21 protein-coding genes are annotated in these 21,723 nt (G+C 60.0%); 7 read left to right on the top strand and 14 right to left on the bottom strand.

Going from position 1 to position 21,723, the window contains the following annotated elements:
* Nucleotides 1-3: 3 nt before the first annotated feature.
* Entirely contained in the window at nucleotides 4-663 is a 660-nt protein-coding gene (locus VJ698_RS22520) for a 3-oxoacid CoA-transferase subunit B (protein WP_324105061.1), read from the bottom strand.
* Complete coding sequence (locus VJ698_RS22515; protein ID WP_324105060.1) at nucleotides 660-1,331, bottom strand: 3-oxoacid CoA-transferase subunit A; 672 nt, start codon at nucleotides 1,329-1,331, stop codon at nucleotides 660-662. The genes VJ698_RS22520 and VJ698_RS22515 overlap by 4 nt, the downstream gene beginning before the upstream one ends.
* A 256-nt stretch (nucleotides 1,332-1,587) precedes the next feature.
* Between VJ698_RS22515 and VJ698_RS22510 the strand changes: the two genes are divergently transcribed.
* From VJ698_RS22510 to VJ698_RS22480, 7 genes are all read left to right on the top strand, one after another.
* Nucleotides 1,588-2,445 (top strand): IclR family transcriptional regulator domain-containing protein, encoded by an 858-nt coding sequence (locus VJ698_RS22510; protein ID WP_324105059.1) that lies wholly within the window; start codon nucleotides 1,588-1,590, stop codon nucleotides 2,443-2,445.
* 63 nt (nucleotides 2,446-2,508) lie between these two features.
* Nucleotides 2,509-3,561 (top strand): hypothetical protein, encoded by a 1,053-nt coding sequence (locus tag VJ698_RS22505; RefSeq protein ID WP_324105058.1) that lies wholly within the window; start codon nucleotides 2,509-2,511, stop codon nucleotides 3,559-3,561.
* Nucleotides 3,558-5,252: a single-stranded-DNA-specific exonuclease RecJ gene (gene recJ / locus VJ698_RS22500; RefSeq protein ID WP_324105057.1), complete on the top strand. Its 1,695-nt coding sequence runs from the start codon at nucleotides 3,558-3,560 to the stop codon at nucleotides 5,250-5,252. The genes VJ698_RS22505 and recJ overlap by 4 nt, the downstream gene beginning before the upstream one ends.
* Nucleotides 5,253-5,326: 74 nt before the next feature.
* Nucleotides 5,327-6,431, top strand: a protein-coding gene (gene prfB / locus VJ698_RS22495) for a peptide chain release factor 2 (RefSeq protein WP_324105056.1) whose coding sequence is annotated in 2 segments (ribosomal slippage) — nucleotides 5,327-5,407 and nucleotides 5,409-6,431 — 1,104 coding nt in all. Because the reading frame shifts where the segments join, the coding sequence is not laid out codon by codon here.
* Between the two features lie 31 nt (nucleotides 6,432-6,462).
* Nucleotides 6,463-7,995: a lysine--tRNA ligase gene (gene lysS, locus VJ698_RS22490; protein ID WP_324105055.1), complete on the top strand. Its 1,533-nt coding sequence runs from the start codon at nucleotides 6,463-6,465 to the stop codon at nucleotides 7,993-7,995.
* A gap of 218 nt (nucleotides 7,996-8,213) precedes the next feature.
* Nucleotides 8,214-8,885, top strand: coding sequence for a glycine zipper 2TM domain-containing protein (locus VJ698_RS22485; protein WP_324105054.1), 672 nt, complete (start codon nucleotides 8,214-8,216; stop codon nucleotides 8,883-8,885).
* A gap of 188 nt (nucleotides 8,886-9,073) precedes the next feature.
* A complete protein-coding gene (locus VJ698_RS22480; protein WP_324105053.1) occupies nucleotides 9,074-10,669 on the top strand; it encodes a PAS domain-containing sensor histidine kinase in 1,596 nt (531 codons plus the stop codon).
* Nucleotides 10,670-10,677: 8 nt separating this feature from the next.
* Here VJ698_RS22480 and iscX read toward each other — a convergent pair whose 3' ends face one another.
* The 12 genes from iscX to uvrB all read right to left on the bottom strand — a co-directional run bounded on the left by iscX (nucleotide 10,678) and on the right by uvrB (nucleotide 21,714).
* Nucleotides 10,678-10,872, bottom strand: coding sequence for a Fe-S cluster assembly protein IscX (iscX, locus tag VJ698_RS22475; RefSeq protein WP_324105052.1), 195 nt, complete (start codon nucleotides 10,870-10,872; stop codon nucleotides 10,678-10,680).
* 15 nt (nucleotides 10,873-10,887) lie between these two features.
* A complete protein-coding gene (gene fdx / locus VJ698_RS22470; protein WP_324105051.1) occupies nucleotides 10,888-11,226 on the bottom strand; it encodes an ISC system 2Fe-2S type ferredoxin in 339 nt (112 codons plus the stop codon).
* 109 nt (nucleotides 11,227-11,335) lie between these two features.
* Nucleotides 11,336-13,201 carry a Fe-S protein assembly chaperone HscA gene (gene hscA, locus VJ698_RS22465; protein WP_324105049.1) on the bottom strand — a complete coding sequence of 622 codons (1,866 nt, stop codon included), beginning with the start codon at nucleotides 13,199-13,201 and terminating at the stop codon, nucleotides 11,336-11,338.
* A 37-nt stretch (nucleotides 13,202-13,238) separates the two neighbouring features.
* A complete protein-coding gene (gene hscB / locus VJ698_RS22460; RefSeq protein ID WP_324105194.1) occupies nucleotides 13,239-13,754 on the bottom strand; it encodes a Fe-S protein assembly co-chaperone HscB in 516 nt (171 codons plus the stop codon).
* Between the two features lie 85 nt (nucleotides 13,755-13,839).
* Complete coding sequence (iscA, locus tag VJ698_RS22455) at nucleotides 13,840-14,163, bottom strand: iron-sulfur cluster assembly protein IscA (protein ID WP_324105048.1); 324 nt, start codon at nucleotides 14,161-14,163, stop codon at nucleotides 13,840-13,842.
* A 53-nt stretch (nucleotides 14,164-14,216) separates the two neighbouring features.
* Nucleotides 14,217-14,618: a Fe-S cluster assembly scaffold IscU gene (gene iscU, locus VJ698_RS22450; protein ID WP_324105047.1), complete on the bottom strand. Its 402-nt coding sequence runs from the start codon at nucleotides 14,616-14,618 to the stop codon at nucleotides 14,217-14,219.
* Nucleotides 14,619-14,654: 36 nt separating this feature from the next.
* On the bottom strand, nucleotides 14,655-15,908 hold the full coding sequence (locus VJ698_RS22445) for an IscS subfamily cysteine desulfurase (protein WP_324105046.1): 1,254 nt from the start codon (nucleotides 15,906-15,908) through the stop codon (nucleotides 14,655-14,657).
* 17 nt (nucleotides 15,909-15,925) lie between these two features.
* The gene (gene iscR / locus VJ698_RS22440) at nucleotides 15,926-16,396 is read right to left on the bottom strand and encodes a Fe-S cluster assembly transcriptional regulator IscR (protein WP_324105045.1); all 471 of its coding nucleotides are present in this window, start codon (nucleotides 16,394-16,396) and stop codon (nucleotides 15,926-15,928) included.
* A 262-nt stretch (nucleotides 16,397-16,658) separates the two neighbouring features.
* Nucleotides 16,659-17,696 carry a hypothetical protein gene (locus tag VJ698_RS22435; protein ID WP_324105044.1) on the bottom strand — a complete coding sequence of 346 codons (1,038 nt, stop codon included), beginning with the start codon at nucleotides 17,694-17,696 and terminating at the stop codon, nucleotides 16,659-16,661.
* A gap of 263 nt (nucleotides 17,697-17,959) precedes the next feature.
* On the bottom strand, nucleotides 17,960-18,463 hold the full coding sequence (locus VJ698_RS22430; RefSeq protein ID WP_324105043.1) for a low molecular weight protein-tyrosine-phosphatase: 504 nt from the start codon (nucleotides 18,461-18,463) through the stop codon (nucleotides 17,960-17,962).
* A 282-nt stretch (nucleotides 18,464-18,745) separates the two neighbouring features.
* Entirely contained in the window at nucleotides 18,746-19,540 is a 795-nt protein-coding gene (locus tag VJ698_RS22425; protein ID WP_324105042.1) for a uracil-DNA glycosylase family protein, read from the bottom strand.
* Nucleotides 19,541-19,620: 80 nt separating this feature from the next.
* Nucleotides 19,621-21,714 (bottom strand): excinuclease ABC subunit UvrB, encoded by a 2,094-nt coding sequence (gene uvrB, locus VJ698_RS22420; protein ID WP_324105040.1) that lies wholly within the window; start codon nucleotides 21,712-21,714, stop codon nucleotides 19,621-19,623.
* Nucleotides 21,715-21,723: the final 9 nt, after the last annotated feature.

The raw sequence follows: 21,723 nt of genomic DNA, 5'->3' as shown, positions 1-21,723 counted from the left end.
GGATCAAGCCTTTTCCGCAACGGGCGGCTCGAAGGCCATGGGTACACCCGTGATCGCCTGCAACTCGTCGAAGCTCATGCCGTCGATGACCTCCCGCACCACCAGTCCATGCGGCGTCACGTCAATCACCGCGAGGTCCGTATAGATGCGATCGACGCAAGCAATGCCGGTCAGTGGATAGGTGCAATGCGGCACAATCTTGCTTTCGCCGACCCTGGTCTGGTGCTCCATCATCACATAGACATGCCGCGCGCCGATGGCCAGGTCCATGGCGCCTCCCACGGCAGGAATGGCATCGGGCGCACCGGTATGCCAATTCGCCAGGTCGCCGTCGGCCGATACCTGAAATGCGCCCAGTACGCAAATGTCGAGATGGCCGCCGCGCATCATGGCGAACGAATCGCCATGATGAAAAAAGCAGCCACCGGTCAGCAGGGTCACCGGTTGCTTGCCGGCGTTGATCAGGTCTTCGTCCTCTTCGCCGGCCGCAGGCGCCGGCCCCATGCCGAGCAGGCCGTTTTCGCTGTGCAGGAAAATGTCGCGATCGCGCGGCAAATGGTTGGCCACTAGCGTAGGCAGGCCGATGCCGAGGTTCACATAGGCGCCTTCCGGAATGTCGCGCGCTACGCGTGCGGCGATCTGCTCCCTGGTCAGGCGCTTCATGGCCGGCTCCCCGGGCGCACCACGCGATGCACGAAGATGCCCGGCGTGACGACAACTTCCGGGTCGAGCGCGCCGAGCGGCACGATCTCGCTCACCTGCGCGATCGTGCACCTGGCAGCCATCGCCATGATGGGGCCGAAGTTGCGCGCTGCCTTGCGGTAGACCAGGTTGCCCCAGCGGTCGCCGCGTAGCGCCTTGATCAGCGAGAAGTCGGCATGGATCGGCGATTCCAGCACGTAATGACGACCGTCGATCAGGCGCGTCTCCTTGCCCTCGGCCAGCAAGGTTCCGTAGCCGGTCGGCGTGAAGAAGCCGCCGATACCTGCACCCGCGGCGCGGATGCGTTCGGCAAGGTTGCCCTGCGGCGCGAGTTCCAGCTCGATCTCACCGGCGCGGTACAGCGCATCGAAGACGTGCGAATCGGATTGGCGCGGAAAGGAACAGATGATCTTGCGCACGCGTTTCGCCTTGAGCAACGCGGCCAACCCGGTATCGCCATTGCCGGCGTTGTTGTTGACGATAATCAGGTCGCGGGCGCCCTGTGCGATCAGCGCATCGATCAAGGCAGCCGGCATGCCCGCATTGCCGAAGCCGCCGATCATCACCGTCGCGCCGTCATGCACGTCCGCGACCGCCGCCTCCAGTGATTCGAATGTCTTGTCGATCACGTTGTTCCCTCTGTCTCCTCCGGCATGACATGTTGCCCGGCGCCGTCCCGGCGCGGCCTGCTGCTGTCATACACCGTCTTCTCATTGACCTTGTGCGATAAACGCACTAATGTCTGTTTATAGAACCTGAATGCAGTGTATCGACGTGAAAAACAACGCGTCAAGCGGGCAATTTCAAATGTGTTCGATGAACGAACACATTTGAAATCAGTTCCGGCACGCGCCTCGAACCCGACCGTTTCCCTGCAAGGAAGTCATGGCGACATCGAATACAAAGACATCCCGGCCGCCCAAGAACCCCGGCACCTCTGCGTCGCCGGTGAAGAAACCGCTGACCATCGCGGAAGAAATCGACGCATTGACCGATCCCAGTTTCATGACCTCGCTGGCGCGCGGCCTCGCCGTGATCCGCGCCTTCAGCGACCAGCGTCGCAGTCTTACCATTGCCCAGATCAGCCACAAGACCGGGATACCTCGCGCAGCCGTCAGGCGCTGCCTGCACACCCTCAAGCAGCTTGGCTACGCCGATTCCGATGCGAACAATTTTTCTCTCAAGCCCAAGATCCTGACGCTCGGCTACTCTTACCTGTCTTCCACGCCCCTCACGGTGTCGGCGCTGCCGTACCTCAACCAGATCAGCCGCACGCTGAACGAATCCTGCTCGCTGGCCGTGCTCGACGAAAACGAAGTGCTTTATGTTGCGCGTTCGGCAACCTCCCGCATCATGTCGGTCGCGCTGAATACGGGCAGCCGCCTGCCCGCCTATTGCACATCACTCGGACGCGTCATGCTGGCGCATATGCCGGCTGATGCGCTCGATGCCTATCTGGCAAAAATCGAGCTGAAGGCTTACACCCACCGCACCGTCGTTTCTCCGGAGCGCATCAAGGAGATACTCGAAGGTGTTCGCGAAAACGGCTACGCCATCGTCGAGGAAGAACTGGAGGTGGGCTTGCGCTCGATTGCCGTGCCGGTGCGCGGCGCATCGGGAAACGTGGTCGCAGCGCTGAACGTCGGCGCACAGGCAGCGCGCGTGACGAGCAAGCAGATGAAGGAGCAATTTCTCCCTGTGCTGCTGCGCGGCGCGCAGGAACTGGCCGTCCTTCTGCCCTGAATAGCCCTTTTGCCAATCCGGTGTCCGTGGAGCCGATCCCGCGTCTGGCTTAAAATCGCGGGCATGACTCAGATTGATATCCTCATCCCCTTCGGCTTGCCGCCGGCGGAATTGTCCGCCGACCTCTTGAAGGAACTGCAATCCCCTGCCCTCGCCATGCTGACCGCGCGTGCCAAAGCGGGCGCCTCTGCGCGCGAAGACTTTGACGACTTTACCCGGGCGTTGCCGCACGAAACCTGGCTCGCACGCCGCTTCGGCCTCGCCAGTGCAGTCGAAAGCATGGGGAGCCCGCCCGTGGCCCACGCGTGGATGCAATCGCTCGGATTGAATCCTGGCGACGGCACGTGGTTCGTCGTACAACCCATTCACCTGCATGTCGCGCAGGACCATTTGGTGCTGACCGATCCACGGCAACTGTCGTTGCCGGAGGAGGAATCCCGAACCCTGTTCGACATCGCCGCGCCCCTCGCCGAGGAAACGGGCAAGCAACTCATCTACGGCGATGCCGGCACCTGGTTCCTGCGTGCCGACGAATGGGATGCATTGCAAACGTCCAGCCCAGACGCAGCATCGAACCACAATATCGATATCTGGATGCCCAGCGGCAAAGGCGAGCGCGACTGGCGCAAGCTGCAGAACGAAATACAGATGCACTGGTTCAACCACCCGCTTAATGAGGCGCGCGAAATGCGCGGCGCGAAGCCGGTCAATTCGCTCTGGCTGTGGGGCGGCGCAACGTCCATGCCGCTAACGCACAACTACAGCGAGGCATTCAACCTGTCCGGCTGGCTGCAGGGATTGGCCCATTCCGTCACGCGCCGCGCGCATGTGCGTTCGGCAAGCGAGCTCATCGCGGCACAACACGGCAATGCTCTGCTGACGCTCGATGCATTGCAGGAACATGCATTGGCAAACGACTGGGGGCGCTGGCTCGAAGCCATGCGCGAACTTGAAAACATATGGTTCGGCCCGCTGCACGACGCACTGAAGTCCGGCGCACTCGACGCACTGACCTTGATCCTGACCAACGACAAGCGCATCGCGACTTTCACAACAACCCGGCCATCCCTGCGAAAATTCTGGGTCAAGCCATCCCTCACTGGATTGCGTCCATGACCCGCATCACCACCCGCTCCTATCCGTTCCGCACCGCGGAGCTGCTGCGCCAGCAAGGCGTGCACCCGGTGCTCGCCCGCCTGTACGCCGCGCGCGGTCTCGCCGATTCGCGCGAGCTGTCAAGCGAGCTGGCCTCGCTGATGGCGCCTGCCGGCCTGCTTCATGTCGACGCTGCGGCGTCCTATCTTGCCGACGCCATCGCCGCGCGCAAGAAACTGGTGATCGTTGCCGACTATGACTGCGATGGCGCGACTGCATGCGCGGTGGGCTTGCGCGGCCTGCGCGCGCTTGGCGCGCAAGTCGATTTCATCGTCCCCAACCGCTTCGAATACGGTTACGGTCTCACGTCCGAGATCGTCGAGCTCACCGTGCGCGAAAAATCGCCAGACATCATCGTCACCGTCGACAACGGCATCGCCAGCATCGACGGTGTCGCTGAAGCGAAGCGGCGCGGCATCGACGTGGTCGTCACCGACCACCATCTGCCCGGCGACAGATTGCCCGATGCGCGCGTCATCGTGAATCCGAACCAGCCGTCCTGTGGATTTCCGAGCAAGAACCTGGCGGGCGTCGGCGTCATGTTTTATGTACTCCTGGCCTTGCGCGCCGAGATGCGCAAGCGCGGCATTTTCGACGCGCAGACACAGCCCAAGCTCGATGCACTGCTCGACCTGGTCGCACTCGGCACGGTCGCCGACGTGGTCAAGCTCGATGCCAACAACCGCATCCTCGTCGCGCAAGGCCTCAAGCGCATGCGCGCCGGCCGCATGCATCCCGGCATTGCCGCCCTGTTTCGCGCCTCCGGACGCGAAGCGCGGCGCGCCACGCCCTTTGACCTCGGCTTCGCACTGGGTCCGCGCCTCAATGCGGCCGGCCGGCTTGCCGACATGTCGCTCGGCATCGAATGCCTGACCACCGACGACGAAGGCCGCGCCTGGGCAATTGCCCAGCAGCTCGATGCCATCAACCGCGAGCGGCGCGACATCGAGGCCGATATGCAGGACACTGCCCTGGCCATGCTGGACAGCTTCGACCCGCGCAATAGCACCACGATCTGCGTGTTCGACGAATCCTGGCACCAGGGCGTGATCGGCATCGTTGCTTCGCGCCTGAAGGACAAGTTCTACCGCCCGACCATCACCTTCGCGCCCGGCGGCGATGGTTTGATCAAGGGCTCAGGGCGTTCGATCGCCGGCTTCCACCTGCGCGATGCGCTGGACCTGGTTTCCAAGCACGCACCAACGCTAATCCAGAAATTCGGCGGCCACGCCATGGCGGCCGGCCTGACGATCGGCGCCGACGCCTTCGAGGGTTTCGGCAAGGCCTTCGAAGCGGTCGGCAGCCAGTGGTTGACGCAAAGCCAGCTGGAGCGCGTGATCGAAACTGACGGACCGCTGGAAGATGCGTTTTTCACAACCCAGTTCATCGAGTTGATCGACGGGCAGGTATGGGGGCAAGGCTTCGCTCCGCCGGTCTTCTGCGACGAATTCCGGGTGTTGAACCAGCGCATCCTCAAGGAACGCCACCTGAAGCTGACGCTGGAGAAAAACGGCAAGCGCTACGACGCCATCTGGTTCGGCCATGTCGAGGACCTGCCCGAGCGCGCCATGGTTGCCTATCGGCTCGACGCAAACGAGTACAACGGCGTGACCCGCGTGCAGTTGATGGTTGAGCATGCTCAGCCGGCATGATTGCCGGCGGCCGTGAAGCGTAGAACGCCTTTCGGTCGGGTATAATTTAGGGTTTGATTGCAACTGGAATCGCCATGGAAGCCGAACGCCTCAATGCCCTCTCCTCGCTGCTCGCGGATCTTTCCACCCGCGCAGCCGAACTACGGAGGTATCTTTGACTTCGATGTGAAGTCGGAGAAGCTGGAACAAGTCAACGCCGAACTGGAAGACCCCAACGTCTGGAACGACCCGAAGCGGGCCCAGGACCTCGGCAAGGAAAAGAAATCGCTGGAAGCGATTGTCCTCACGCTCACCAAGATCGACACGGACCTCGCGGATACCCGCGACCTGTTCGATATGGCGCGCGAAGAGCAGGATGAAGACACCTTGCTCGCCATCGAAGGCGACGCCGAAGAACTGAAGAAACTAGTCGAAGGCATGGAATTCCGCCGGATGTTTTCCAATCCGATGGACCCCAACAATTGCTTCATCGACATCCAGGCCGGTGCCGGCGGTACCGAGGCGCAGGACTGGGCGTCCATGCTGCTGCGCCAGTACCTGCGCTATTGCGAACGCAAGGGTTTCAAAACGGAAATCCTGGAAATTTCCGAAGGTGAAGTCGCCGGCATCAAGACCGCGACGATCAAGGTTGAAGGCGAATATGCCTACGGCTTCCTGCGCACCGAAAGCGGTGTGCACCGTCTTGTGCGCAAGTCGCCGTTCGACTCTGCCAATGGTCGCCACACCTCGTTCTCCAGTGTGTTCGTCTATCCGGAAGTCGATGAGTCGATCGAGATCGAAGTCAATCCGGCCGACGTGCGTACCGATACCTTCCGCGCATCCGGCGCGGGCGGGCAGCACATCAACAAGACCGACTCGGCGGTGCGCCTGACGCACATGCCCTCCGGCATCGTGGTGCAGTGCCAGAACGACCGCAGCCAGCACCGCAACCGCGCCGAAGCGTGGGCGATGCTGAAATCGCGCCTGTACGAACTCGAACTGCGCAAGCGCATGGCCGAACAGCAGAAGATGGAAGACGCCAAGACCGATATCGGCTGGGGCCACCAGATCCGCTCCTATGTGCTCGATCAGTCGCGCATCAAGGACCTGCGCACCAACCACGAAGTCGGCAACACCAAGGCCGTGCTCGACGGCGACCTGGACGACTTCATCGCCGCATCGCTCAAGCAAGGTGTGTAACCGCTCATCGCCATCCACTAAAGACCGCTCCATGTCCACCACCAACCAAAACGAAAAAGCGACGCCTGCCCAGGACGAAAACACCATCATGGCGGAACGCCGCGCCAAACTCGCCGCGCTGCGCGAGAAAGGCGTCGCCTTCCCGAACGATTTTCGCCCCGCGCACAAGGCCGCTGACCTGCACGAACGCTACGACGGCCTGACCAACGAACAGCTTGAGGCCGAGCCGATTCCCGTCTCGGTCGCAGGTCGCATGATGCTCAAGCGCGTAATGGGCAAAGCAGCATTCGCCACCATCCAGGACGCATCCGGCCGCAACGCGGACGGCCGCATCCAGCTCTACATCACCATCGACAATGCCGGCGAAGAAGCGCATACCGCATTCAAGCACTACGATCTGGGCGACATCCTCGGCGCGGAAGGTTTGCTGTTCAAGACCAAGACTGGCGAACTGTCGCTGAAGGTGACGAAGCTGCGCCTGCTGACCAAGTCGCTGCGCCCGCTGCCCGACAAGTTCCACGGCCTGGCCGACCAGGAGATGAAGTATCGCCAGCGCTACGTCGACCTCATCATGAGCGAGGACACCCGTCGCGCATTCAAGGCGCGGACTGCCGCAATGACATCGATCCGCCGCTTCATGAGCGATAACGGCTTCATGGAAGTGGAAACGCCGATGCTGCACCCGATTCCGGGGGGCGCGGCAGCCAAGCCCTTCATCACGCATCACAATGCGCTCGACATGCAGATGTTCCTGCGCATCGCGCCCGAGCTCTACCTGAAGCGACTGGTGGTGGGCGGCTTCGAGCGCGTGTTCGAAGTGAACCGCAACTTCCGCAACGAAGGCGTTTCGCCCCGCCACAATCCCGAATTCACCATGATGGAGTTCTACGCCGCCTATGTGGATTACAAGTGGCTGATGGACTTCACCGAAGCGGTGATCCGGCAGGCCGCCATCGATGCGCACGGCACGGCAAAGCTCACCTACCAGGGCCGCGAGCTGGACCTGTCCAAGCCCTTCCACCGGCTGACGATCATCGAAGCGATCAGGAAATACGCACCGCAGTACACCGACGCGCAGCTACATGATGAAGGCTTCCTGAAGCAGGAACTGAAGAAGTTCGGCGTTGAGCCGCACATCATCTCCGGCGTCGGAGCGCTGCAACTGTCGCTGTTCGAAGAGACTGCGGAATCGCAATTGTGGGAGCCGACCTACATCATCGACTACCCGATCGAGGTTTCGCCGCTGGCACGTGCCTCCGATACGGTACCGGGCATCACGGAACGTTTCGAGCTTTTCATCACCGGACGCGAAATCGCCAACGGCTTCTCCGAGCTGAACGATCCGGAAGACCAGGCAGCACGCTTCCAGGCACAGGTGGCGGCAAAAGATGCCGGCGACGAAGAAGCGATGTACTACGACGCCGACTACATCCGCGCGCTCGAATACGGCCTGCCGCCGACCGGCGGTTGCGGCATCGGCATTGACCGCCTGATGATGCTGATCACCGACTCGCCGAATATCCGCGACGTCATCCTGTTCCCGCACTTGCGCCGGGAAGAGTAAGCAATACAGTCAATCATGATCGAACGGGGCCGGAAATGGCCCCGTTTTTATTTTTCCGCAACAAATTCCCGCCCTGCTTCATAACGCATTTTTGCTCGATATCAAGCACGTTACAAAGGCTTACACCTTACACATTAAACGTCTTTTTCGTGCCAGTGTTACCTCCGATAATCCTTTCATGCAATGGAAAGCATGTTGCCCATGAACAGGAGGTAACAATGGAAAACAACAATTCATCCAAGCGGATTCATCCACTCGTTGCTGGCGCCGCCGTTTCGGTGATGCTCGTCAGCCTGACCGGCGTCGCCGCAATGACAGGCCTGATTCCGAGCTCTTACAGCAACGCAACTACAGCAGGCGCAACGTCATCCAGTGATACCGCCGCAGTCGGCCCGGCGACAGCGATGCCCCCGGCTGCGCTCGCTGCTCCTGCGTCAGAAGCTCCCGCTCAACAGGTCGCCCCGGCACCGCAAAACCAAGGCTACGCGCCGCGCACCGCGCCACACCGCGCATCGAGCGGCACAGCCTATGCCGTTGCACAGGCACCGGTAACCTGCTCAAGCTGCGGCCGCGTGGAATCTGTGCATGTGGTCAAGCATCAGGCGAAACCGAGCGGTGTCGGAATGGTTGCCGGTGCGTTGCTCGGCGGCGTGCTGGGCAACCAGGTGGGCGGCGGCAACGGCCGCAAGGTCGCTACGGTCGCCGGCGCTGTCGGCGGCGGCTACGCGGGCAACGAAATCGAGAAGAACACGCGCGGAGCCACGACGTATCAGGTCCGCGTGCGGATGGACAACGGCACAGTCCGGACCTTCCCCTACGCCCAACAGCCTGGCTGGAACGCCGGTGACCGCGTCAGAGTAGTGAATGGCCACCTCAGCTCGCACGCATAGCAGCTTCAAGCCAGCATCGTGACGATGGCATTCAAGGCGGCAGAATTTGCCGCCTTTTGTTTTTCTGGCCACCGGGACGCCCTGGTCTCGTAGAATTCCGGATTACCACTTGCCATGTTTTTTCCAGCACCCCATACTTGTCAGACTGACACTGTCATATTGACCAGCATTGTTGAGGAAGGCAGCTCGTGGGACAACGCAATGAAAAACTGACATCTGCATGGATGCGGAAGCGCTTGGCGAAACGGCCGGACCCTGCCGCGCCCGCCCGTGTGGTCGATGCCACTCCAGCCGCCTCGGACCTGCATCTCTATCAAACCAGGATCGAGGCCGAGAATTTTGTACTCAGGCAGATGCGCACAGAGTACGAAGAACGGCTTGCACGTTATGCAGATCTCTATGACTTCGCACCGGTAGGATATTTCACGCTGGGTCGCGACGGTGTCATCCGGGAAGTCAATCTCACAGGCGCGGGCCTGCTCGGACTTGAGCGCTCCGAGCTGATCGGGCGCCGGATGGTGGAATTCGTGCCGGCAGAAACGCAGGGCACACTCGATGAATTCCTGGAGCAGGTTTTTCGTAATCCGGTGAAGGAAACGAGCGAAATCCCTTTCCTGGATGCCCGACAGCGGATGTTTTTCACGCATGTCGAAGCCAATGTGGACAACGACACCTCGCTCTGCCGCATGGTCGTCTGCGACATCAATGAACGCAAACAGGCTGAACTGGCGCTAATCGAGAGCGAGGAGCGCTTCCGCCTCATGGCCGACTCCGCCCCGGTGCTCATCTGGGTGGCCAGTCCCGAGCAGCAATATCTCTGGTTCAACCAAGTCTGGCTGAATTTTACCGGGCGCGCGCTGGAGCAGGAATTGGGAAGCGGATGGACCGAAGGGCTCCATCCCGACGACATCCAGTCATTCCTCGGCACTCAGTCCTCCGCATTCAGGGCGCGCCGCCGGTTCAGCATCGAATACCGGCTCCGCAGTCGCGACGGCGAGTATCACTATGTCCTCGCGCACGGCGTGCCACGCCATTCGCCATCAGGCCGCTTTCTCGGGTATATCGGGAGTTGCACGGACATTTCCGAGCACAAGAAGCTGGAAGAAGAGCTGAAGCACTCCCGGCAGATCCTGCGTCACCTGGTGTCCTACCAGGAGCGCGTTCGGGAGGATGAACGCAAGCGCATTGCGAGGGAAATCCATGACGACCTCGGCCAAACCCTCCTTGCGCTGCGCATTGACGTGTCCATGCTGTATGCCCGCACCAACGCCACACATCCCAAGCTGAACGAGCGCGTCAGGAACGCGCTGGGACATATCGACGCAACCATCAAGGCGGTGCGCGCTGCCATCAACAACCTGCGCCCCACGGTGCTCGATCTCGGCCTCAACGCTGCCATCGAGTGGCAAGTGAAAGATTTCCAGCAACGCAACGGCATTGAGTGTGGGTTGCACATGGAAGAAGATGTCTCGGTGGACGACAATCACGCGACTGCCCTTTTTCGCATCCTGCAGGAATCGCTCAACAACGTCGTCCGTCATGCGCAGGCCAGCCAGGTACGCATTGACCTGCACCGCGAGAACAACAAGCTGATCATGAAAATTGCGGATAACGGCATAGGGATCTACCCCGACTGCCGCCGGAAGGCCAACTCATTCGGCCTGGTGGGAATCCAGGAACGGATCAACGCACTCGGAGGGGAACTGACGATCGACACCAACCGGAACAAGGGTACGACGTTGATCGTGTCCCTGCCCTTGGCCTTGGCCCTCACGCAAGGGTGAAGCAGGCGCTATTTCGCCTCTTCAATCCACGCCATCTGGATCGCTTCAAGCACTTTCTCGCCGCCGCGGGTCGGGTCGTCATTGAAACCATCCAGTCCGCAAACCCAGTTATGCAGGTCGGTGAAGCGCACAGTCATCGGATCGACGTCCGGAAACTTGTCGTTCAGTTCTTCGGCAATGCGCGTGATGTCGGCCCATTTCATGATGATCCTCCCCGATCAATGATTTTCGCTGACCTGATTGATGGTGTATTTCGGAATTTCGATCACCAGGTCTTCCTTGTCGAGAATCGCCTGGCAGGAAAGGCGCGAGGTCGCCTCCAGGCCCCATGCCCGGTCCAGCAGGTCTTCTTCCTTTTCCTCCGCCTCGTTCAGCGACTCGAACCCCTCACGCACGATCACATGGCAGGTCGTGCAGGCACAGGATTTTTCACAGGCATGCTCGATCTCGATATCGTTCTCAAGCAGTGCGTCGCAGACCGACATGCCGGCCGGCGCTTCGATGACGGCACCGTCGGGGCAGAGAGTCGCATGGGGAAGGACAACGATTTGGGGCACTTGGATTACCTCGGTGTGTTATTGCGGTCTATGGAAGGCCCACGGAACGCGTAAAAATCTATTGTGATTTTTCCCTGTCTCCCGTGTTTTCCGTGGACCAATCTTTCTGTTATGTGATCTGGTCCAGCTTCTTGCCGGCCAGCGCGGTTCGCACGCTGCGGTCCATACGACGCGCGGCGAATTCTTCCGTGCCGCGCGCTAAAGCCGCGACGGTGGATTTGATGGCCGCATGGTCGTCGCCTCGTGCCTTTTCGCGTACCGCCTCCATTAGCGCGACCACGTTCGCCTTTTCCGCATCCGACAGCAGATCGCCGTCCGCATCCAGAGCCGACTGCGTCGCGAGCAGAATCCGCTCGGCTTCGACCTGCTCTTCGCGCAAGGCACGCAGCTTCATGTCGATGTCGGCGGAATTGTAGGAATCCTGCAGCATCCGCGCGATTTCGTCGTCGCCAAGGCCATATGACGGCTTCACTGTGATCGATGCTTCCACGCCGGAACGCTGCTCGCGTGCCGATACGGACAGCAAGCCGTCCGCGTCCACTTGGTAGGTAACGCGAATGCGGGCCGCACCTGCCGCCATCGGCGGGATGCCGCGCAATTCGAATCTCGCCAGTGAGCGGCAGTCGCTCACCAGTTCACGTTCGCCTTGCACCACATGGATCGCCATCGCGGTCTGGCCGTCCTTGAACGTAGTGAATTCCTGTGCGCGCGCGCATGGAATCGTGGAGTTGCGCGGGATGACCTTTTCAACCAGTCCGCCCATGGTTTCGATACAGAGCGACAAAGGGATCACGTCCAGCAGCAGCCAGTCGTCTCCCGCCGCGCGATTGCCTGCCAGCAGGTTCGCCTGGACGGCCGCGCCGAGCGCCACCACCTTGTCCGGATCGATGTTCGCCAGCGGAATGGTCTTGAAGAATTCGCCAACTGCCTTGCGGATATGCGGCATCCGTGTCGCGCCGCCGACCAGCACTACGCCATCGACTTCGTCGACTGTCAGGCCGGCATCGCGCAGCGCCTTGCGGCTCGGCGTGATGGTTTTTGCCACGAGATGCTGTGTGATCTGCGCAAAGGTTTCCGCGCTCAGGGTGAGGTGCACTTCCTCGCCCGAATTCAAGGCAGCGTCGATCTGCGTCTCCGCCTGCGTGGAGAGCAATTCCTTGGCTTCGCGGGCCTTCACCATCAGGATGCGCGTGTCTTTGTCGGACAGCGGCGCCAGATTTGCCTGCTCGATGATCCAGCACATCAGGCGATGATCGAAGTCGTCACCGCCGAGCGCCGAATCACCGCCGGTGGCGAGCACTTCGAAGACCCCCTTGGTCAACTTCAGAATGGAAATGTCGAAGGTGCCGCCGCCGAGGTCGTACACCGCATAAACACCCTCAGAACCGTTGTCGAGTCCGTAGGCGATGGCCGCGGCGGTGGGCTCGTTCAGCAGGCGCAGCACGTTCAGGCCTGCCAGTTTCGCGGCATCCTTGGTTGCCTGGCGCTGCGCATCATCGAAATAGGCCGGCACGGTGATCACGGCGCCGACGAGTTCGTCCCCCAGCGCGTCTTCCGCGCGCTGGCGCAGCTTGGCCAGGACTTCGGCCGAGACCTCGACCGGGCTCTTCACACCGGCAACAGTCTTGAGCTGCACCATGCCCGGCGCATCGACGAAATCGTAGGGAAGGTTTTCGGCGTAGGCAATATCCTTCAGGCCGCGTCCCATGAAGCGCTTCACGGAGACGATCGTGTTCTTCGGATCGGTGGTCTGCGCAGCCTGCGCCTTGTAGCCGATCTGCGCCTTGCCATCGGAAAGATAGCGGACGATGGACGGCAGCAGCGGCCGGCCTTCCTCGTCGTTGAGCACTTCGGGAATGCTGCTGCGCACGGTTGCGACGAGCGAATTGGTAGTGCCGAGGTCGATGCCTACTGCAAGCCGGTGCTGGTGCGGCGCAGTAGACATGCCGGGTTCAGAAATTTGGAGTAGAGCCATATTATGTTCTCAGGGATCGGAGCGGCCGGCCCGGCGCTCAACCTTCAATCTTTTCAAAAGCAGCCTGAACTTCTTCGCCGAATTTTTCGAGGAACATCAACTGCCGTACGCCACGCGCCGCTTCTTCGAAATCCTGCGCATCCAGCCGCGCACCCACATGTGCCACCTTGGCCTTGCGCACCTCGCGCAATTCCGCCTCCAGGTTTTCCAGCGCGTTGATATCCTCTTCGTGCCGCGCCTCTTCCAGCGCCTCGCGCCACTCCATCTGCTGCATCAGGAATTCGCGTGGCATCGCGGTGTTGGACTCGACCTGCAGGTCAATGCCGTTCAGTTCGCACAGATAAGCCGCGCGCCTGAACGGGCTCTTGAGTGTCTGGTACGCCTCGTTGGCACGGGTTGCCCATTGCATGGCCACGCGCTTTTCAGCGTCGGTGGCATGACTGAACTTGTCGGGATGAACGCGGTTCTGCACTTCGCGGTACGCCTTTTCCAAGGTCGTGAGATCGATGGTAAAGCCTTGCGGCAATTGGAAAAGCTCGAAGTGGTTCTGCATGGCTAAGTAAAACAAAAGCCTGTTTGTACATCAACAGGCTTGGTATGAGTTTCGCTCCCCCTTGCCGAGGGAGTCACGGCGTCAATCAGATGCGGAAGCTTTCACCGCAACCGCAAGCATCCTTCACATTCGGATTATTGAACTTGAAGCCCTCGTTCAGTCCTTCACGCTCAAAATCCAGCTCGGTGCCGTCAATGTACGGCAGACTCTTCGGATCGACGAAAACCCGCACGCCATGCGATTCGAAGACGGCATCTTCCGCCGCGTATTCGTCCACGTACTCCAGCTTGTATGCCAGTCCGGAGCAACCGCTCGTGCGCACGCCAAAGCGTACGCCGACACCCTTGCCGCGACGTTCAATGTAACGGGAAATGTGCTTCGCTGCTTTTTCTGTCAGTGTGATTGCCATAATGCTCAGTCTCTTTCACGGTTCCATCCGGCAGGTGCCGGAGTAACGATAAATCAGGCTGCTTCCTTCGATTCCGCACCGTGCTTGGTCTTGTAGTCCTGCACCGCTGCCTTGATAGCATCTTCCGCCAGGATCGAGCAGTGGATCTTCACCGGCGGCAAGGCCAGCTCTTCCGCGATCTGGGTGTTCTTGATCGACAGTGCCTCGTCGAGCGTCTTGCCCTTCACCCATTCCGTTACCAGCGAAGAGGATGCGATAGCCGAGCCGCAGCCGTAGGTCTTGAATTTCGCGTCCTCGATCACGCCATCGGCGCCGACCTTGATCTGCAACTTCATCACGTCGCCGCAGGCGGGAGCGCCGACCATGCCGGTGCCCACGGTATCGTCGCCCTTCTCGAAGGAGCCGACGTTGCGCGGGTTTTCATAATGGTCGAGAACTTTTTCCGAATATGACATTGAGATGCTCCTTTAACTTTGACAGTGCCGGGCGAGTCAGTGGGCTGCCCACTGGATCGAATTGAGATCGACCCCGTCCTTGTACATTTCCCACAACGGCGACAGCTCACGCAGCTTGGCGACCTTGGTCTTGATCAGGTTGACTGCGAAATCGATGTCCTCTTCCGTCGTGAAGCGACCGATGGTGAAACGGATCGAGCTGTGCGCCAGTTCGTCGCTGCGGCCCAGTGCGCGCAAAACGTACGAGGGCTCGAGGCTGGCCGACGTGCAAGCCGAGCCGGACGATACCGCAATATCCTTGATCGCCATGATCAGCGATTCGCCTTCGACGAAGTTGAAGCTGACGTTGAGATTGTGCGGGACGCGGTGTTCCATGTCGCCGTTGACATAGACCTCCTCCATCTCGGTCAGCCCCTTGGCGAGGCGGTCGCGCAAGGCTTTGATGCGAATGATCTCGGTATCCATCTCTTCCTTGGCAATCCGGAACGCTTCGCCCATGCCCACGATCTGGTGCGTCGGCAGAGTGCCGGAGCGCAGTCCACGCTCATGGCCACCGCCGTGCATCTGTGCCTCGATGCGCACGCGCGGCTTGCGACGCACATACAGCGCGCCGATTCCCTTCGGACCATAGGTCTTGTGCGCGGTAAAGGTCATCAGGTCGACCTTCCACTTTTCCAGGTCGATATGCACCTTGCCCGTTGCCTGCGCAGCGTCGCTGTGGAAGATGATGCCCTTGGAACGGCACAGCTCGCCGATTTCCGGGATCGGCTGGATCACGCCGATTTCATTATTAACCAGCATCACGGACACCAGGATGGTGTCCGGGCGAATCGCTTCCTGCAATTGCTCAAGCGTGATCAGGCCGTTGTCCTGCGGCTGCAGGTAGGTCGCCTCGAAACCCTGACGTTCCAGCTCACGCACCGTGTCGAGCACTGCCTTGTGCTCGGTCTTGACGGTAATGATGTGCTTGCCCTTGGTCTTGTAGAAGTGCGCGGCGCCCTTGAGCGCGAGGTTGTTGCCCTCGGTCGCACCCGAGGTCCAGATGATCTCGCGCGGATCGGCGTTGACCAGCGCCGCCACGTGCGCGCGCGCCTCTTCTACCGCCTTTTCCGCCTCCCAGCCGTACATATGGCTACGCGAGGCTGGATTGCCGAACTGCTCGCGCAGGTACGGAATCATCTTGTCGGACACACGCGGATCGATCGGGGTGGTCGCCGAATAATCCATGTAAACCGGAAAATGCGGTGCCTTGATGGTATCGATCAGTGTTTTTTCCAAGGGGGCGTTCATGCTGTAAATAACTCCAATCAAGCTGTCGCGTGGCGCGGCATCAGCACCACGTTATGTTCAGCGGTCCGCTGCCGCTGCTGGTCCACCAGGTCCTTCAGGGACACGGAATCCAGGTATTCGACCATTTTTGCATTCAATGTGGACCACAGGTCATGCGTCATGCAACGCGTGCCGTGCTCATGGCCCGGGCTGTGGCAATTTTCCTTGCCGCCGCACTGGGTCGCATCCAGCGGTTCGTCGACGGCGATAATGATATCTGCAACGGTCACATCCTCGGGACGGCGGGCAAGGGTATATCCGCCACCAGGCCCCCGCACGGAATCGACGATCTCGTGGCGGCGCAACTTGCCGAACAGTTGTTCCAGGTAGGAAAGGGAGATCTCTTGCCGCTGGCTGATCGCGGACAAGGTGACCGGGCCCTTGTCCTGGCGCAACGCCAGATCGATCATCGCAGTCACCGCAAAACGGCCTTTAGTAGTCAGACGCATGCCTCAACTCCAATATCAAACTTTATCCAAGTTTTCTCAAATATCCGGGATTCCCGAAGATTTTGGTCAAGTATATCAAAGTTGAGTGATTTCGTCAGGTATTAATGAAATTGGGATAGTTTTTCGCTGCGCCGTGGAAGTGAATATTTTGTCCATCAGATGGGCCGCGAAAGGACACGTGCTTCCGAGTGCGGCAACGCCGCTTCATTGCAGGTTTGCAATCGCCGCTATTATTTCATATTTCAATTCCGGCTGCCGGGCGCTACTGAAGCCTCAGCCGCAGGAAGAGCATGTAGGAGACGGGCTCAGCACCGGATGACAACGGCGCGCCCGTCGGAACGAAATGCTTGCTCATGAGCGCGCCGACATCAAACTTCAGCGGACCGCTGTTTTGCATATCCCTGAAATATCCCACCGTCAGCTTGTTGAACCTGGACGTCCGCTGCGAGGAACCGATGTCCTGCAACAGGTCGTCGCGCCCCACCTGTTCCAGCCGGCCGAATATCGTATGCGCTGACTGAAACCTGAGCGCAGACTCCAGCAGATAGCCGTTGATGGATTCATTGAATTTCCTCGCCGTGCGGCCCCATGCCAGCGTGGCTTGCCACTCGCCGTCGGTGAAAGGCTGTCGATAGCTTGCCGAAATGGCCGATCGTCTCAAGCTGTCGCTCGGCACAACCTGGTCCAAGCCAACCAGTGTGCCGCGACTGACCTGAAGCGTCCAGCGCTCGGAAGGACGGAAGGATAATCGCGTCGATTGCGCGTCGAGATGAAGAAGCGGCTCTGTTTTTGTCGGCTTTTGTCCGTCACTGGGATACCAGGACACGGCCGAGCCTTCGAACTCCAGGCTGCGCCAGGCATAACCGACGCTAATCACGGAGGGTCGACTGGAAACATCCAGCCACTCGCCGAGCGACGCGGGTTCGGGATGGTCGATTCCGCTGAACCGCAAGGCAAAGAAGGCGGGTGGGCCAGGTAAAGCGTCCCCGGGATGCCCCAGATACCCGAATACCGCACCATGCCCGCCGCGGGGAAAACGGAACGAGAAATTCGCCAGGCCAGGCTGCGCATCCGACCGCACGACAGTGGATGCGGCTTCCTGCCCGCCGGGATACGCATCCGCCTGACTGCCCCCGTAGCGGAGTCCCGTGCCAGGCCACCATTTCCGTATCGCGCCAGACTCGCTCCGGACGTTCAATTCTGTCCACCCCTCGCGCGTCCCGGCGACGGATGATTGCCCGCAGGCCGAGCATGTGATCAACCAGGCTGCAGATGCCATTGCCACTTGTAAAGAGGTCATGATATGGCTCTTGTTGCGCGTAGCACAGACGACAGTCATCAGTGCAAGCTTCGTACCAGGCCAACGCAGAAGACGAGTCATTCCGCGTCATCAGCGCGAAACCGCTACGTGCGCGCTCCTCGGAAAGAAATCGTGTCTGCCGAGACGGAATTCGACGGTCGATAGCGGTAACTTTTACATCAGCCTGAAAGCTTTACCGGAAAGCGCGACTCCTCGCATACCGGAAGGACCAAACACCGGACATTGCCCGACAATCGCGCACCCTATTGCGGAATCAGGTTGCCTTGGGAAATGGAGCGAACCAGGCCAGCACAGGCATCCTCAATGTAATCGAGTACCAGTTCGAAGTCCTTTGCGCTGCGATAGTAAGGATCGTGCACAATCGTCGCATTGCGACGTCCTGAAAAAGCCATGAGCAAGCCGATTTTGGATCTGTGTTCCGGCGGACAAAGGTTGTTCAGGATCTCAAGATTGTTGAAATCCATGCCGAGTATCAGGTCGAATGCGTCGAAGTCGCCAAGTACAAGATGGCGTGCACGCAAGCCGGACAGATCGTATCCACGCTTGCGTGCCGCGGTCTGGGCGCGCGGGTCGGGTGGTTCGCCGACGTGATAGTCGTGCGTACCGGCCGAGTCGACGACTACCCGGTCATGCAGCGCCGCGTCCTGCACAAGCTTGCGCATGACACCCTCGGCTGTTGGGGAACGGCAGATATTCCCCATGCAAACGAAAAGGACGCGGCTAGTCTTCATGATCGATCCCATCAATTCCGGCACGCATGGAAAGACGCAAGGAACATGGTCGGCTCTGCGCGCACATGTTGACCTCATGATCACAAATTCCCGGCTGCATATCCTGATATGACGCAACGGCGGCGCAAGTTTGCCTGCGGAAAGGACATGAGTGACGAATGCGCAAGCTGCGCAAGGCGTGCCGGGAAGGAGCAGATGCTATTCCGCGAGGAACTTCCCTGCTTGCCCAAGACGTGAGGCAGCCAAGCCTTCAGCCGGCCGAAAGACTGCCTGAAATATCCGTGCCTGGAATCAAAGTCATCGCACCTGCTGTTGCAGCAGATGCATGGGCCCGAAGAGGTCTTGCATGCCCTTGTTTCCGATGAAGGACAGGTTATAAGGATGCTCCGACACGGCGCGTGGAAAACGGGACATTACCTCAAGAGCGTTCAGTTGCTCGGCAATCTTGCCCCATAACACCAGTGCCGGCGGCGCTCCAACCTTCGCAACAGCGTGTTCGTCGAGCGCCTCCAGGACAGTGCGCAGGAACGGACGCCAGGCCTTTGCATCCTTGAGCGGCGGCACATCCGGCCGGTAGACCAGTGTCGCGTTCAGCAGCAAAAAACCGTGCCGCGTCAGATTGGCCTGCAATTCAGTGAGCGTCTGGATGAATGGAGAACCGATCGCCCTGGCGCGCAGAGAAATGTGAGCAATTGCGTCGCCGGAAGTATTCTCCGAGGTCAATAGACCATCCGCGACGAGCAGCATTTTCATGAAGTTGCGCAGGGACGTCGCCCGGTTCACTTCCTTGGACAAACCCTTTTCCGACCATAGAGACTCGACCGCGCCGTCCATGAAGCAGACCCCCGTGGCACTGCGCTCGCGCGGATAGGGGCCTTCGCCCACAAGCACATAACGCACCGCATCGAGCGGCAGCGTAAAGGCGGCAAACAGTCGCCCACCGGTGGGCAGGTAGTTGTCGGCGGCAAGCTCGGCAAGATAGCCTGGATCGGCTTCTGCAATGGCTTCCAATCCTTTCAGCAGAATCGGACGCCACGATTGATCTGCCAGCGCTAACGTGTCAAGGATGGATTCAGGAATGGACAAGGACATGGCGGATCGGAAGAAATAGCGGCATTTTACCGCTGCCCGGCACCATGCCGGCAAGGCCTTGCGCCCGGCCGACGCGGGTCTTACCCTCCTGACAAGGGCACGACGTTATCGAGGCCAGGCGCGCCGAACAGTTGCTGTTTCAGGATATGTAACTGGTCGCGCACCTGGGCAGCCTTTTCGAATTCCAAGTTCTTCGCATGCTCGACCATGAGCTTTTCGAGCCGCTTGATTTCCTTGCTGACCTGCTTCTCCGACATCGACTCATACTTCGCCTGCTCCTGCGCCACCTGCAATTCTTCACGCGCTTCCTGCGGGCTGTAGACGCCGTCGATGAGTTCGCGCACTTCCTTCTTGATGCCGGCCGGCGTGATGTTGTGCGACTTGTTGAACGCAATCTGCTTTGTGCGACGTCGGTCGGTCTCGTCAATGGCACGCCGCATCGAATCGGTGATCCGGTCTGCATACAGAATCGCCATGCCGTTGAGATTGCGCGCCGCGCGCCCAATGGTTTGAATGAGGCTGCGCTCGGAACGCAGGAAGCCTTCCTTGTCCGCATCGAGAATCGCCACCAGCGACACTTCGGGAATGTCCAGGCCTTCACGCAACAGGTTGATGCCGACCAGCACATCAAAGGTGCCAAGACGCAGGTCGCGGATGATTTCAACGCGCTCCACGGTATCGATATCGCTGTGCAGGTAGCGCACCTTGATGCCGTTATCGCCCAGGAATTCAGTCAACTGCTCCGCCATGCGCTTGGTCAGTGTGGTGACCAGCACGCGCTCGTTCTTCTTCACGCGATCGGTGATCTCCGACATCAGATCGTCCACCTGCGTACTCGCCGGGCGCACGGAGATTGCCGGGTCCACCAGGCCTGTTGGCCGAACCACCTGCTCAACCACCTGCCCCGCGTGGGTGCCTTCATATTCGGCGGGGGTCGCGGAGACGAACACCGTCTGCCGCATCTTGCTTTCGAACTCCTCGAACTTCAGCGGGCGGTTGTCCAGCGCCGACGGCAGGCGGAAGCCATAATCGACGAGATTGGTCTTGCGTGCGCGGTCGCCGTTGTACATGCCGTTGAGCTGGCCCAGCAGGACGTGCGACTCGTCGAGGAACATGAGCGCGTCTTGCGGCAGGTAATCGACCAGCGTGGGTGGCGGCTCGCCCGGCTTGGCGCCGCTCAGGTGGCGCGAATAGTTTTCGATGCCCTTGGTGAAGCCGATCTCCTGCATCATTTCGAGGTCGAAACGGGTACGCTGCTCGAGCCGCTGCTCCTCCACCAGTTTGCTCTCCTTGCGGAACCATTCGAGGCGTTCGCGCAGCTCGTCCTTGATGGTTTCAATCGCGCGCAGCACGGTGGAGCGCGGCGTGACGTAATGCGAACCAGGGTAGACAGTAAAGCGCGGGATTTTCTGGCGCACCCGGCCGGTGAGCGGATCGAACAGTTGCAGGCTGTCGATCTCGTCATCGAACATCTCGATGCGCACTGCGAGTTCCGCATGTTCTGCCGGGAAGACATCGATGGTATCGCCGCGCACGCGGAAGGTACCGCGGGCGAAATCGACCTCGTTGCGCGTGTACTGCATCTGGATCAGGCGCGCGATCACATCGCGCTGGCTGACTTTGTCCTTCGCGCGCAAGGTCAGGATCATCTGATGGTATTCGCTTGGATTACCTATACCGTAGATCGCTGAAACCGTTGCCACGATGACTACGTCGCGCCGCTCCATCAGCGACTTGGTGCAGGACAGGCGCATCTGCTCGATGTGCTCGTTGATCGAGGAATCCTTCTCGATGAACAGGTCGCGCTGCGGCACGTACGCTTCCGGCTGATAGTAATCGTAATAGCTGACGAAATACTCAACTGCATTCTGGGGGAAGAATTCGCGGAATTCGCTGTAGAGCTGGGCGGCCAGCGTCTTGTTGGGTGCGAAAACGATGGCCGGCCGCCCCAGGCGGGCGATCACGTTGGCCATGGTGTAAGTCTTGCCGGAGCCCGTCACGCCGAGAAGCGTCTGAAACGACAGCCCGTCCTCGATGCCTTCGACCAGTTTTGCAATTGCACCAGGCTGATCGCCGGCTGGCGGGAAAGGCTGATAAAGACGATAAGGCGAACCGGGGAAGGTAACGATTTTCGACTCGTCGATTGCGCTGGAAACCTGGGATAAATCTGCCATCTCGATTCG

This window comes from Noviherbaspirillum sp. (genome assembly GCF_035254685.1).
In the GTDB taxonomy this organism is placed as follows: domain Bacteria; phylum Pseudomonadota; class Gammaproteobacteria; order Burkholderiales; family Burkholderiaceae_D; genus Noviherbaspirillum.
Note: the sequence above shows the minus strand (reverse complement) of the source record. Positions and strands in the feature narration are given on the sequence as shown.

Bases quoted from the DNA above. Each gene is read 5' to 3' on its own strand.
- VJ698_RS22520 (WP_324105061.1), bottom strand. From the start codon at position 663: ATGAAGCGCCTGACCAGGGAGCAGATCGCCGCACGCGTAGCGCGCGAC.
- iscR (WP_324105045.1), bottom strand. From the start codon at position 16,396: ATGCGTCTGACTACTAAAGGCCGTTTTGCGGTGACTGCGATGATCGAT.
- VJ698_RS22505 (WP_324105058.1), top strand. From the start codon at position 2,509: ATGACTCAGATTGATATCCTCATCCCCTTCGGCTTGCCGCCGGCGGAA.
- VJ698_RS22510 (WP_324105059.1), top strand. From the start codon at position 1,588: ATGGCGACATCGAATACAAAGACATCCCGGCCGCCCAAGAACCCCGGC.
- lysS (WP_324105055.1), top strand. From the start codon at position 6,463: ATGTCCACCACCAACCAAAACGAAAAAGCGACGCCTGCCCAGGACGAA.
- iscU (WP_324105047.1), bottom strand. From the start codon at position 14,618: ATGTCATATTCGGAAAAAGTTCTCGACCATTATGAAAACCCGCGCAAC.
- VJ698_RS22445 (WP_324105046.1), bottom strand. From the start codon at position 15,908: ATGAACGCCCCCTTGGAAAAAACACTGATCGATACCATCAAGGCACCG.
- VJ698_RS22425 (WP_324105042.1), bottom strand. From the start codon at position 19,540: ATGTCCTTGTCCATTCCTGAATCCATCCTTGACACGTTAGCGCTGGCA.
- VJ698_RS22435 (WP_324105044.1), bottom strand. From the start codon at position 17,696: ATGACCTCTTTACAAGTGGCAATGGCATCTGCAGCCTGGTTGATCACA.
- uvrB (WP_324105040.1), bottom strand. From the start codon at position 21,714: ATGGCAGATTTATCCCAGGTTTCCAGCGCAATCGACGAGTCGAAAATC.
- recJ (WP_324105057.1), top strand. From the start codon at position 3,558: ATGACCCGCATCACCACCCGCTCCTATCCGTTCCGCACCGCGGAGCTG.
- iscX (WP_324105052.1), bottom strand. From the start codon at position 10,872: ATGAAATGGGCCGACATCACGCGCATTGCCGAAGAACTGAACGACAAG.
- hscB (WP_324105194.1), bottom strand. From the start codon at position 13,754: ATGCAGAACCACTTCGAGCTTTTCCAATTGCCGCAAGGCTTTACCATC.
- hscA (WP_324105049.1), bottom strand. From the start codon at position 13,201: ATGGCTCTACTCCAAATTTCTGAACCCGGCATGTCTACTGCGCCGCAC.
- VJ698_RS22485 (WP_324105054.1), top strand. From the start codon at position 8,214: ATGGAAAACAACAATTCATCCAAGCGGATTCATCCACTCGTTGCTGGC.
- iscA (WP_324105048.1), bottom strand. From the start codon at position 14,163: ATGGCAATCACACTGACAGAAAAAGCAGCGAAGCACATTTCCCGTTAC.